The sequence below is a fragment of the Roseburia sp. 1XD42-34 genome (assembly GCF_009917385.1).
Classification (GTDB): domain Bacteria; phylum Bacillota; class Bacilli; order Bacillales; family Amphibacillaceae; genus Virgibacillus.
In genome coordinates, this window is sequence record NZ_QWLJ01000005.1 from 155,818 (window position 1) to 168,518 (window position 12,701).

9 protein-coding genes and 1 other annotated feature are annotated in these 12,701 nt (G+C 38.2%); of the genes, 3 read left to right on the forward strand and 6 right to left on the reverse strand.

Features of this window, described 5'->3' with window-relative positions; all coding sequences use genetic code 11:
• Positions 1-6 precede the first annotated feature (6 nt).
• From D1839_RS04140 to D1839_RS04155, 4 genes are all read right to left on the reverse strand, one after another.
• Positions 7-1,047, reverse strand: coding sequence for a rod shape-determining protein (locus tag D1839_RS04140; protein WP_120378551.1), 1,041 nt, complete (start codon positions 1,045-1,047; stop codon positions 7-9).
• Between the two features lie 726 nt (positions 1,048-1,773).
• Complete coding sequence (radC, locus tag D1839_RS04145; RefSeq protein ID WP_120378550.1) at positions 1,774-2,445, reverse strand: RadC family protein; 672 nt, start codon at positions 2,443-2,445, stop codon at positions 1,774-1,776.
• A gap of 556 nt (positions 2,446-3,001) precedes the next feature.
• The gene (locus tag D1839_RS04150; protein WP_120378549.1) at positions 3,002-3,898 is read right to left on the reverse strand and encodes an SPOR domain-containing protein; all 897 of its coding nucleotides are present in this window, start codon (positions 3,896-3,898) and stop codon (positions 3,002-3,004) included.
• 529 nt (positions 3,899-4,427) lie between these two features.
• A complete protein-coding gene (locus D1839_RS04155) occupies positions 4,428-5,672 on the reverse strand; it encodes a bifunctional folylpolyglutamate synthase/dihydrofolate synthase (RefSeq protein WP_199689930.1) in 1,245 nt (414 codons plus the stop codon).
• A gap of 242 nt (positions 5,673-5,914) precedes the next feature.
• Between D1839_RS04155 and D1839_RS04160 the strand changes: the two genes are divergently transcribed.
• Positions 5,915-6,823: an ATP-grasp domain-containing protein gene (locus tag D1839_RS04160; RefSeq protein ID WP_120378548.1), complete on the forward strand. Its 909-nt coding sequence runs from the start codon at positions 5,915-5,917 to the stop codon at positions 6,821-6,823.
• Positions 6,816-7,685 (forward strand): ATP-grasp domain-containing protein, encoded by an 870-nt coding sequence (locus D1839_RS04165; protein ID WP_120378547.1) that lies wholly within the window; start codon positions 6,816-6,818, stop codon positions 7,683-7,685. Before D1839_RS04160 ends, D1839_RS04165 begins: the two co-directional genes overlap by 8 nt.
• Before the next feature lie 354 nt (positions 7,686-8,039).
• Here D1839_RS04165 and D1839_RS04170 read toward each other — a convergent pair whose 3' ends face one another.
• Positions 8,040-10,685, reverse strand: a complete 2,646-nt coding sequence (locus D1839_RS04170) for a valine--tRNA ligase (protein ID WP_183030197.1) — start codon at positions 10,683-10,685, stop codon at positions 8,040-8,042.
• Positions 10,686-10,749: 64 nt separating this feature from the next.
• Positions 10,750-11,057: a binding site (T-box leader), on the reverse strand.
• A 221-nt stretch (positions 11,058-11,278) separates the two neighbouring features.
• On the opposite strand from D1839_RS04170, the gene D1839_RS04175 reads away from it, so the two are divergent.
• On the forward strand, positions 11,279-11,467 hold the full coding sequence (locus D1839_RS04175; RefSeq protein WP_120378545.1) for a hypothetical protein: 189 nt from the start codon (positions 11,279-11,281) through the stop codon (positions 11,465-11,467).
• Here D1839_RS04175 and D1839_RS04180 read toward each other — a convergent pair.
• Positions 11,464-12,480 carry a hypothetical protein gene (locus tag D1839_RS04180; protein WP_120378544.1) on the reverse strand — a complete coding sequence of 339 codons (1,017 nt, stop codon included), beginning with the start codon at positions 12,478-12,480 and terminating at the stop codon, positions 11,464-11,466. The two genes, D1839_RS04175 and D1839_RS04180, sit on opposite strands and share 4 nt — an antisense overlap.
• Between the last annotated feature and the right edge of the window lie 221 nt (positions 12,481-12,701).

Consider the following 12,701-nt stretch of genomic DNA (forward strand, 5'->3'; position numbering starts at 1 on the left):
ACCCGCTTACTCTACTGTAGGACGTGATGACACATACGGGTGGGATCGGAAATGCTGCATGTATTCCAGCGATTTACCAGTGCCAATGGCTACACTTTCCAATGGATTTTCCGTAATGAAAACGGGCATCTTCGTTTCATCACTAATTACCTGATCAATATTTTTTAATAAAGCCCCTCCACCAGATAAAACAATACCACGATCCATAATATCAGCCGCTAATTCTGGTGGTGTTTTCTCTAAAGTGTTTTTTACTGCTTCAATAATGGAATCTACGGTATCCTTTAACGCATTAGCAATTTCTTCTGCCGTAATGGTAATCGTTTTTGGCAGCCCTGTTAGGAGATCTCTTCCTCGTATGTCAATTTCCTCATTTACATCCACTTTGCCAGCCGTTCCAACTTCCAATTTAATCGATTCTGCCGTTCGTTCACCGATCATTAAACTGTAATGTTTACGAATATATTGCGCAATCGCTTCATCCATATTATCGCCAGCCGTTCGAACAGAACGGCTGGTTACTACACCACCTAAAGAAATGACTGCAACTTCTGTTGTACCGCCACCAATATCTACGATCATGCTTCCAGTCGGTTCCCAAACCGGCAGTCCAGCTCCGATAGCAGCTGCGAATGGCTCAGAAATTGGAAAAGCCTCTTTCGCCCCTGCCTGCTTCGTAGCATCAATGACAGCTCTCTCCTCAACCATCGTAATTCCAGAAGGTACACATACCATTACACTCGGTTTTTTCGCAAAATAAGAACGATTTTTCATTGCTTTATTAATATAGTATTTCATCATTGCAGCTGTTGTATCATAATCAGCGATGACCCCATCTTTCATTGGACGAATAACGGTAATATTTCCTGGAGTTCGTCCAATCATATTACGTGCTGAACTTCCGACTGCTTCAATATCCCCTGTCCTTGTGTTTGTAGCTACTACAGTAGGTTCACTCACAACGACACCTTTACCTTTTAAAAATACAAGTGTGTTTGCTGTACCTAAATCTATACCTAAATCCTGAGAAAAATTAAACAATCCCAAAAAAATCTCCCTTTCCGGTTTGCATACATATCCATGTTATGTAGCTATTTCTTATGATATTTTTAATTATCTCTTTTTCCTGTCAAAAAGTAAAACAATTGTCTTTTATAGCATGCGCTTCATGCATGCAAATATAAGCGTAACAAGCGCCACTTTCCTCAGCTTTACTGAAAAATGGCGCTACCTTAATTTCTCGTCTATATAATTATACGAAAAAAAATGGAAAATAGATAGTGTTTATATGAGTTTTTTGTATGATAAAAGGAAAGCAGGGAGATGGAATATGTTAAACCAGTCTAACTATCATTATGGCCTTTGCAATTTATATGCTACGTACTGATAACTTTGAGTTTATTTCCTACCAGACATTTTTATTAAATGTCTTTATATTGATGAGAGAAGCCGGCGAATTTAAAGAAAGAAGGAAGGAAGGGTATGGTACTAAGTGATAGCTGTTGCTTTAGTTTGTTCTTTGTTGCTTTATAAGGAGTCAAACCTAAAGGATTAAGACTCGCCTCAAAAAATACTTTCATCCTAAATGAAAGGTACCCGTCAGCTCCGCACTTCGGTGAGACCGAATAGTTACCAAGAAATTTAAGCGAGGAAACGAGAGCTAAATCCCGATTCTGTCAGAGCATTTAGATCATACCCCTCCTTGCAGTAACTTTCCATGTTGATTTTTATGGAACAGACTTCCCTTCTACCATTTGACACATTGATTCTATTTTACAAATAGCCTTTTTCTTTTAACGATACATAGTTTCGGTTACCTATGATTAAATGGTCGATCAACTCAATGCCAATCATTTTGCCTGATTCCACTAATCTTCTGGTTACATAAATATCTTCTTGAGAAGGTGCAGGATCGCCAGAAGGATGATTATGAGCGACAATAACGGAGGCGGCCGAGCGTTTAATGGCTTCACGATATACTTCCCGAGGGTGTACAATCGATGCATTCAAACTGCCTATAAAAATCGTTTGCCGATGAATGATCTGATTTTTCGTATTTAAATACAAAGCCACAAAATGTTCTTGATTTAATGACCGTAACTCTTCCATTACATAGTATGCGCCATCTTCAGGAGAGCGAATGACATAACGTTCTTCAGGTTGAAAACCATTCATTCGCTTTCCTAGTTCCATTGCCGCTAATAGTAATACACCTTTTGCCGTACCAATTCCTTTGATAGCTGTTAATTCTTCAATCGTCGCGTCATTTAGAAGTTTTAACCCCTCAAAATGCATTAATAATCGATTGGCTAAAGAAATAACCGATTCCTCTCTTGTGCCACTTCCAAGAAGGATTGCTAACAATTCTGCGTTCGACACATATGCAGGACCATTCTTTAGCAGCCTTTCTCTTGGTCGATCATCTTTAGGTACATCTTTTATCATAATTGGCGGAGTAGTTATACAGATCCCCCCTTTTTGTAAGATACACTTATCTTACATAGGAGTCTATTTTGGTACAAATCGTTAATTGTGAAAAAACACCTAAATATAGACTAACAAAACTTGCTTTTCACTATAGAAAAATAGGGATTTATAACAGTATTGTTGATTAATAACGCTTTTATCGTTCACTAGAGGATGTTAAAAATTTTTGTAACCTGAAAGATCTATGTTTTACAAACGTAATAGTATTAAAATTAACCTTCATTTTTTTCCATCCCTACAGATAGAATTAGAACAAAGGCTAAAATTCCAATTTCCCATATAGTGAATCTTCGATCAGTAGGGGCTCTTCCACTAATTGCTTCGTACTGTAATGGTACGACGTAAAGACCTCTTACAAATAGGGCATTTAGGTGCTGTTATCACCTACTTAGACTTGTCGCTGTACAGATTATCCAACTCCTGAAGCAGGAGTTGGACGGCACTTCCCATCTCCCATTGTGAAAACGGAAAAAGGAAACAAACCTTCTGTTAGCGTTACCTGCTGTTTTATTCATCATTCTGCCAGTGCAACAGTTAACTCTTGCCATAAAGATAGTAAATTCGAACCTACAGCTAGAGTATTTTCATTTTCCGCTTCGATCATAAGTTTATTTATAGACTGCGTCAATTCTTTAAACCGATCCGGAGCAGTTTCTATGATAGTTTTCCATTGTTGTTGCTCTGCTACTTCTTGACGCTCCACCGCTTTGTGCCATGTATCGACAAATTTCTGAAGCCACGTTGCTTCATTTTTCGATAACGCATCTTTGTTTAAGTTTACCTTCCATTCTTTCACATAAATCTCTAAACCTGAAGCAGCAACCTCAGCTTTTAATTGTTCTGCATCATTTTCAGAAGCCGCAGCAGAAATCAACAAAAAATATTGGTTATCTTTTTTCCAAAGCAACGAAGGCAGACCTGCATCTTTAAATTTTGCCTGCCATGTTTGAGCATTTGCCTTTTCTGAAAAAACGCCTCCTTGTAACACAAAAGCATGAAGCATCTCTGAATTTGCTTCAGCATCCTCCACAGCACCTTTTTTATCCTCATTGCTCACATCAGCTATAGCTGTATTGTTATCATCTCCATTCGCTTGGCGATCTTCATCAATGGTAACAAACATCTTTAGCAGTGTAATCCCTAGTAGTGAACCTATGATGAAAGCTGAAGCAATTGCAATAATTAGTGGTTTGATGCGCTTTATTTTCTTGGTAAAAACATGAAGTATGGAATCTTCTGATTTGGTGAACCTGTTGTCGTACGGTGGAACCTTCTCCTCTTCCGTGTCCATGAGCGTTGCGGCTTTTTCTTTCTTTGCAGTCAATTCTTCTTTGTTCAATGATTGGTGCAAGGACAGCTTTACTTGCTGGCCGTTTTTCCAAACTGTTATTTTACGCTTGTCCTTTTTCACAGTCTAGCCTCCCTGTTAAAGAGTACTATTTTACTCTAGCAAAAGACATGTAAAAAGTAAGACGAAGCGTGTCAGCTTTGTAAGAAATTGTTCAACATAATCTTATATTTTTCGTATTAACAAAATCTTGATCGTACTTAGAGACCGTAACAGAACTTTAGCAAAACTTGGCTTGTCACCAACTCTTATGGTGAAAGCCTTCGTTTTTCTTATACTATAAACCAAAAATCCTTATACTTTCCTATAATGCAAACTAAACAGCTGTCTGGATAAAGTGAATCTTCCATCAGTTAGGTGTTTTCATTCATCCCCACGGGCTTGTTAGTGCCGTAATGGTATGGTCTAAAGGCATCGAATTAAGGCTGTTAAATGCTGTTTTTTTCACTTGAATTTGTTGCAGTACGAAAAGATTATCCAGCTTAAGGACAGCATAAACGGGATAAAACGAGAAGTGCAGCATCCTATTATAAAAGCATTGCAAAAACAGAAAGCAATTGTTGTCATACATACGTGATTTATAACAGTGCCCTTAACGCTTCATTTTCAGCAAGTAAGATCGGGCGATAGAAATAAAATAAAGTGAACCTGTAACACAATAAATTATTTTCGGATTATTCATCTCACCTATTGCTTGTTCCCAGGAATTAACGAATTCAATCGAAGCGTTTTGGTGCTGTTTCAACTCAGATATACCTGCTGCCCTAGGATGGTGAAAAGTTGTTAACTGTATTTTTTGAAACCCGCTCTTCAATTCAGCCAACATATCATCTATTGCCTTATCTTTAAAAGCCGCAAATAATAGCTGGCGCTCTTGATGTGGAAAGTTATTTTCCAATGTTTCCATAAATGCATGTATTCCCGCTGGGTTATGAGCTCCATCAACGATAATGAAGGGCTGTTGTGACACTACCTCAAATCTCCCTTCTAACTGAACACTAAAAAAAGCGTCTTGCAACTTATCAAACCGGATGGTAAATCCTTGCTGTGTTAATATTTGTAAGGCTGTCAATGCCAAAGAAGCATTTACTAATTGATGTTCGCCATACATGGAAAGTTCGAATGAAACCGGCTTTGTATTCCGTGCGTTCCATTCCATATGATTCCGTAAATTAGCCGATGTGATACGACGATACCAAAAATCAACTCCTAGTTGGAAAACAGGAGCTCGTTGCTTGATTGCTTCTTGAAGCACGACTGTTTTCGCAGCTTGCTGTAAATCCCCAATAACTACAGGAGTCCCTTGTTTAATAATACCAGCTTTATGTGAAGCGATCTCAGCTATAGTCTGTCCAAGAAACGCTGTATGATCTTTAGCAACAGTTGTAATAATAGATAGTATCGGATACATACAGTTTGTTGTATCTTCTCTACCACCCATGCCAGCTTCTACAACCGCAATGTCGACATGACTGGCAAAATAAAAAAAGGCAATGGCAGTCAGAATTTCGAACTCAGTTGGATCTTGCTGCTGTTGATCTAACGTCTGTACAGCAGGATAGACAGCTTTCCACACTTTCAAAAACTCTTGCTCAGAAATTGGTTCATCATTCACATAAATATAACCCCGTATTCCGTATAAGCTTGGCGAAGTGAACACACCTACTCGATAACCACTCGCTTGCAACCCTCGTTTCAAAAATGCAGAAGTAGAACCTTTCCCATTTGTGCCGGCAACATGGATCGCTGATAGTCGGCTTTCAGGATGATCAAGTAACGCGAGTAGCTGCGTCATTCGGTCTAATCCTGGTCTGATTCCAAGCTGGCTTCGATTCATGAAAAAAGCTTCTATTTGCTTCATTGTTTGCAATTATGTACAATCCTTTCATGAATAGTTTTTTATTTTCACATTAAGCCCTCGTTAAAAAAACGCAACTAATGAGTAACGTATTGAAAAATTATGTCGTAAAAATGGAGTAGCTATTCCCAACACATTAAGTTACTTTACTATTTTTGGACACGGAGCTATTTTTAATAACTGTATTAATGATTATTAGTATAGCAGAAAGGAAAGAAACGATGCACGCAAACGGCTGGATTATTTATAATGATAGTTTACCAGGTAATAAATTTATTGATTTTGCACAATGGTTGGCAAATGCTGCTATCCGCAAAGGAAATCAAGTAAAAATCCTATCAAACAGCGAACTTTTATCGTTTTTGTCGTACGAAGAACTAACTCTTTTTACCAAAGAGCAACCACTTTCTTTGCCAAACTATGTTGTATTTACAGATAAGGATATTTATTTAGCTAGACAGCTAGAACTACTCGGAATTAGGGTGTTTAACTCTTCGGAAGCAATCCGTATTAGTGACGATAAAATAGCAACGTATCAGAAATTAGCAATGGCAAAAATTCCTATTCCAGACACCATCATTTACCCTAAAACTTTCGCCCCTCAACAAGTGAAACATCGGATATTAAACGAAGCAATCGACAAATTGGGGTTTCCGATGATCGTAAAAGAAGCATTTGGCTCTTTTGGGGAGCAAGTATACCTTGTCCACAATGAGCATGACTTAATCAAGAACATTAATAAAGTAGGAACGAAGGCTTTTGTTTTGCAAGCATTTATTGCATCCAGCTACGGTGTAGATTTACGCCTGCATGTAGTTGGAAACAAGGTCGTTGCAGCAATGAAAAGACATTCAGCGAATGATTTTAGAGCAAATATTACCGCTGGAGGTACTATGGAAGCATATCAACCATCAGCAGTCGAACAGCATTTGGCTACCGCTGCAACTCGGTCTATTGGTGCTGACTTTGCTGGTGTGGACTTATTAATAGGTGCTAACCAGTCGCCCATTGTATGTGAAATAAATTCCAATGCCCATATTCGTAACATGTATGATGCTACCGGAATTAATGTTGCTGATTTTATCATAGACTATATTTTAAGAGAGATGGAAGGGATAACAAATGTATAATGGCTGGCTTATTTATAGCAATGAAGATATACAAGCAAACAAAGCTTATATTGATTGGTTCATTGAAGAAGCAGCGCTGCAGTCCATCCAATTAGAGCTTGTACGTCGAGAGGATTTAATGATCGGTATTCACAATAAACAACAAGCTATATTTAGAAACGGAAAGGCGCAAGCTATGCCCGATTTTGCAGTTGTTCGTACAATAGACCCTATGCTTAGCCTTCATTTAGAAAGCTGTGAAATTCTCGTTTTCAACAATTCCCGTATCGCAACTATTTGTAATAACAAAGCGTTGACTCACCATGCAGTACATCAATTGCACATACCGATGGTTGATACGTACTATAGTAAAGCTTCCATTTTGGGAACTATACCTCCTCTACCTTTTCCTTTTGTCATAAAGGACGTCGCGGGAAGAGGCGGTAAACAAGTGTACCTCATAACTAGCGAAAAAGAATATAAAACATGTATACAAACATTACAAAGGCAAGAAGTTATTATCCAAACATGCCCTGTAAAGGCAGGAAAAGACTTGCGTGTCTTTGTTGTCGGAAAAAAGATCGTCGCTTCAGTACTTAGAGAAAGCGACACTGATTTCCGAGCAAACTATAAGCTCGGTGGGAACGCGCGTTTATACAGGTTAAACGAGCAAGAAAAAAATAGCATCCAAACCATCATCAACGCTTTCGATTTCGGTATGGTTGGTATTGATTTTCTTATTAGTGAACAAGGAGAGTTATTATTTAATGAAATGGAAGATGTCGTCGGTTCTCGCACACTAAGTGCTGTTAGTAATGAAAATATCCTCCGTTTATACGTGGAGCATATAAACAAACAAATACAACTTAAACCGCATCGATAAACGCAGATAAAGTGACTGGGTCATAAGCAAATTATATTGCAAAAGCCGGACAACCCATATTATCCGGCATATAAGTACTGTAAAGCTCACGGCTCAAAAAGTCACATCTAAATGCCTTATTTATACGATTTATCCGGCATATAAGTACTGAAGGCTCCCGTCTCAAGAATTAGAGGAATCATACTACACAGATACTTAAATGCCCCTATTTCGCAAGAGACTTTTCGGTCAACACCATTACGGTAATAAACAATTAGTGGGGGATGAAAGAACCCCCACTAATGAAAAATTCACTTTATTGTTCATTCTTTAATCAGCTGCTTTAGTTATATCTTATCCTCTTTCATTATTTTACTAGTTTAATTCATTCAGTCTCGCTTGTACTTTAGCTTGTTTATCCAAATAATCTTTTTCCTTTTGTTTTTCTTCATCAACCACAGCCTGTGGGGCCTTATTAATAAACCCTTGATTGGCAAGCTTCTTCTGAACACGTTCTACTTCTTTTGTCCATTTGGTTAGTTCTTTTTCCAACCGGGCAATTTCCTTATCAAAATCAATTAATCCTTCCAGGGGCAAAAACAGTTCTGCTCCAGTCACCACTGCAGACATCGCTTTTTCAGGGACTTTAACTTGCCGAGCGATGATCAATTCACTCGTATTACAAAAACGTTCCAGATAATGCCGCTCTTCCTCTAATTCTTTAACAATTGCTTCATTCTCTGCTTGAATCATAAGTTTCACTTGCTTGGACATCGGCGTATCTACTTCTGCACGGATATTACGAACAGCTTTGATAATTGCTACAAGTCGTTTCATTTCACTTGCTGCCTGTTCATCATGAAATTCAGGTCTTTGTTCCGGCCATTTTGCCACCGAAATGGACTCTCCTTTGTGGGGTAACTGCTGCCATATTTCTTCAGTAATAAACGGCATAAATGGATGAAGCATACGCATTGTTTGATCTAGGACATAAACGAGCACAGAACGAGTGGTTTGTTTTTCCGTCTCATCGTCTCCATATAACGGCAACTTAGCCATTTCAATATACCAGTCGCATAATTCATCCCAAATAAAGTTATACAAATGACGCCCTGCTTCGCCAAATTCATATTTATCATTATTTTTTGTTACATGCTCAATCGTCTCATTTAAGCGAGTTAAGATCCATTTATCAGCAAGCGACTTTTTCCCTGTCAAGTCGATATCTTCGTAGGAAAATCCTTCTAAGTTCATTAACGAGAAGCGAGATGCATTCCACACTTTATTGGCAAAATTCCAAGTCGCTTCCACCTTTTCCCAATAAAAGCGTAGATCTTGCCCTGGGGTTGAGCCGGTGAGTAGGAAGTAGCGTAACGAATCCGCCCCATATTTATCAATCACATCCATTGGATCGACGCCATTACCTAACGATTTGCTCATTTTTCTTCCTTCTGCATCGCGAATCAATCCATGTATTAATACATCGTCAAACGGTTTTTGGTTGGTAAAATGTTTGGATTGGAAAATCATTCGTGACACCCAAAAGAAAATGATATCATAGCCCGTTACGAGCACCCCAGTTGGAAAATAGCGCTGATAATCTTCCGCCTCCGGATCTGGCCATCCCATCGTTGAAAATGGCCATAAAGCTGACGAGAACCATGTATCTAACACATCTTCATCTTGCTCCCAATTTTCGATGTCCTCTGGCGCTTCTTTGCCAACATAAATTTCATTTGTTTGCTTATGATACCAAGCTGGAATTCGATGTCCCCACCATAATTGACGAGAAATACACCAATCACGAATATTTTCCATCCAATTTAAATACGTTCTTTCAAAACGTTGAGGAACAAAGTTGACCTTGTCTTCAGATGCTTGCAAATCAATTGCAGCGTCTGCAAGTGGCTTCATTTTCACAAACCATTGGGTAGATAGATAAGGCTCGACCACAGCGCCGCTTCTTTCCGAGTGTCCCACTTGGTGAACATGATCTTCTATCTTAAAGAGTACACCTTGCGCTTTTAAATCGTGAACAATTTGTTTTCGGCATATAAACCGATCTAGACCTTCATAAACCCTCGCATTTTCGTTCATTGTTCCGTCTTCGTTCATAACCAAAACCCGTTCTAAGTTGTGCCTATTACCAACCTCAAAATCATTCGGGTCATGTGCAGGAGTAATCTTTACAGCCCCAGAACCAAATTCCATATCTACATATTCATCTGCAACGATTGGTATTTCACGACCAACAATTGGTAGAATTGCTTTTTTTCCGATTAAATGCAAATATCGTTCATCATCTGGATGAACAGCAATTGCTGTATCTCCTAACATCGTTTCCGGACGAGTCGTTGCAATTTCAATTGTCTCGTCACTGTCTTTAAGCGGATAGCGCATATGGTAAAATTTCCCTTGCACTTCCTCATAAATTACTTCTATATCTGATAGAGCTGTTTTTGTTTCTGGATCCCAATTGATAATATATTCCCCACGATAAATTAAACCTTGTTCATATAATTTAACAAATACTTCTTTTACCGCGTCAGATAGCCCTTCATCAAGTGTGAATCGTTCCCGTGAATAATCTAAGCTAAGCCCCAATTTTTCCCACTGAGAACGAATAAAGCTTGCATACTCTTCTTTCCATTCCCAAGCTTTTTCAAGAAACTTTTCTCTTCCTAGCTCATAACGGTTGGTACCTTGCTCTTTTAATTTTGCTTCGACTTTTGCTTGCGTTGCAATACCGGCATGATCCATACCAGGAAGCCATAACACATCATATCCCTGCATGCGTTTCATTCTCGAGATCGTATCCTGCATTGTCGTATCCCAAGCATGACCTAAATGTAAGCGCCCTGTTACATTTGGGGGTGGAATCACAATGGAATAGGGTTCTCTTTCCGGGTCATCCTTAGCTTTAAAATAATCCCCTTGTAACCAAAATTGATAGCGACCTTTTTCTACTTCCTGTGGATTATACTTAGCAGAAAGCGAAGGCTTCGATTCTTGTTCATGCATCACAAATTCCTCCTTATTCTCATTCGTTCAAGCATTTCCTTTAACAAAAAACCCTCTCCGCCCTAAAAAGGACGAAAAGGGTATGCTTTCCGTGGTACCACCTTTATTTGTATACATATTTGACACTACTATAAAATCCGTCTTCAAAAGCGGATATGCTTCTAGAAGCAAATAAGTATACACACTTCATTTAGTCTGATAACGGTACATCAACCGGCTTCCCCCTACTAACAGCAATCTTCTTACTGCCTTTTGTTCAAAGGAGCTGTTCATGGGCGACTTTCCAGCATAATCAATCAAGGAAACTTTCAGCCAATGATTTCCATCTCTGCATGACCATTACCCTGTACTCTTCCCACTCTTTACATTTTCTATGTTTAATTAAATATCAATTGGAATAGCTTTATTTTATATATAATCCGTGGTCCCGTCAACTTTTTCCTTTTATTATGTGCAAAATTCACTAATTCGAAAGCCATTTCTATTTTTATCGCTCATTTGTACTTTATAACATAAGGTTTGCACCAAAAGCATCCATTTATACATATAGTATAGTAAAAACGAACATTCTTGTGAAAGGGAGAGGTTGTAAAATGGCAAGATATTACCGCTACCGGCTGCCGCCATGGGCAAGAAATTGTATTATCGTCATTGAAAGATGCACATTACCAGTATTGATTTTTCAGTTAATTCGCACCTTGTTTTTCCCAACCACCTTTGATGTTTTTCTGCTTGGAATTCTTGTTGGTATTTTTATAGCGTTTTATTTGGAGTGGATTTAGTCCGCCTCATCCAGATCATCCAAATCAATCGTATCATAAGTTTGATCCACATAGGCAGAAAAATGCAGTCCAAATAATATACGGCGAAATATATGCTGTAGATGAATAATTTGCTCGATCATTGTTGCTTTTGTCTTCTTATGTGCTGTAACACAAGCTAGGTAGGCTTGAGTATCCAATAATTGAATGACGAGCAAATACAATTCTTTCTTGGTCAGTTCGTTCTCATCCATATATTTATCAAATCCGTGCATGAACAAATCCAACGGAGCATCATATTCACTTGTCTCTTGATGAAAAAAAGTTACCAAATCAAAAATGGGATAGTCAAAACCTGCCTTCTCCCAGTTAATCAAATAGAGCTGTGCTTGATGAGTTAACGTATGAGATGTAGTTATATTTTTGTGGCAAAGACTATAATACCAAGTACTGTTTTCTTCTTGCTCATATAGTAACTGATCAATCCTTCGCACTGTTTCTTGTAAACTATAATCTAATTCCTTAAACTGGGTACAAACAAGTAATTCAAATGGAGACATAAAGCGATTTTTTTCAAACTGCTCTACCGCAGCCAGTAATTCCAGCTGCAATTGCTTGCAATGCTGTTTATAATGCTGAAAAGTACGTTTTAATTGGTCGCTTTCAACCATTTGTTGCTGTTTTGTTTTTGCATGCATCCTCCCAATACTTTGAAATAACTTTTCTATCGTTGGCTGATCTAACTCAGTTAGCGAATTTCCTTTCCATGGTGTCACATAATAAATGGAATCCCCTTGTATTTCATACAGTTTTCCCTGTTTGGTTAAATAAACTGGTAGAACCAAAGAAAGAAAATCAGTATAAGCTATGTTATAGACCTGTTCCCACATCCCGACTGTTTCTTGCGTTAACCTACTTTGTTTTAATGCATATTGTTGGTAGTGGTCTTGCACCTTATAAAGATGCTCCGTCTGTTTTTCTATGTAAAACGGCTGAATAGAATAAGCCTGCAATACTGCTTTTAAGGTATCCATTTCCCTCACCACCTAGTTTGAAAACAAACAAATAGTTTTTAAAAACTTCTCCATGTCCTAGAAATAATCCATTTATTATCCTTCCGTATTTAGGGATATACAATAAAACACTTGCTACTAAGATGAAAATACGATATATGATCACTAGTTTTTTTGAACGATCATCCTCATGAGATTGCTAAAGGAAGCAATTAGGGGCCACAACCGAATATTTACCTAGG

Excerpts from the sequence above, each read along its gene's own strand:
- D1839_RS04170 (WP_183030197.1), bottom strand. The coding sequence starts at position 10,685 with ATGCATGAACAAGAATCGAAGCCTTCGCTTTCTGCTAAGTATAATCCA.
- D1839_RS04155 (WP_199689930.1), bottom strand. The coding sequence starts at position 5,672 with ATGAATCGAAGCCAGCTTGGAATCAGACCAGGATTAGACCGAATGACG.
- D1839_RS04180 (WP_120378544.1), bottom strand. The coding sequence starts at position 12,480 with ATGGATACCTTAAAAGCAGTATTGCAGGCTTATTCTATTCAGCCGTTT.
- D1839_RS04165 (WP_120378547.1), top strand. The coding sequence starts at position 6,816 with ATGTATAATGGCTGGCTTATTTATAGCAATGAAGATATACAAGCAAAC.
- D1839_RS04160 (WP_120378548.1), top strand. The coding sequence starts at position 5,915 with ATGCACGCAAACGGCTGGATTATTTATAATGATAGTTTACCAGGTAAT.
- radC (WP_120378550.1), bottom strand. The coding sequence starts at position 2,445 with ATGATAAAAGATGTACCTAAAGATGATCGACCAAGAGAAAGGCTGCTA.
- D1839_RS04175 (WP_120378545.1), top strand. The coding sequence starts at position 11,279 with ATGGCAAGATATTACCGCTACCGGCTGCCGCCATGGGCAAGAAATTGT.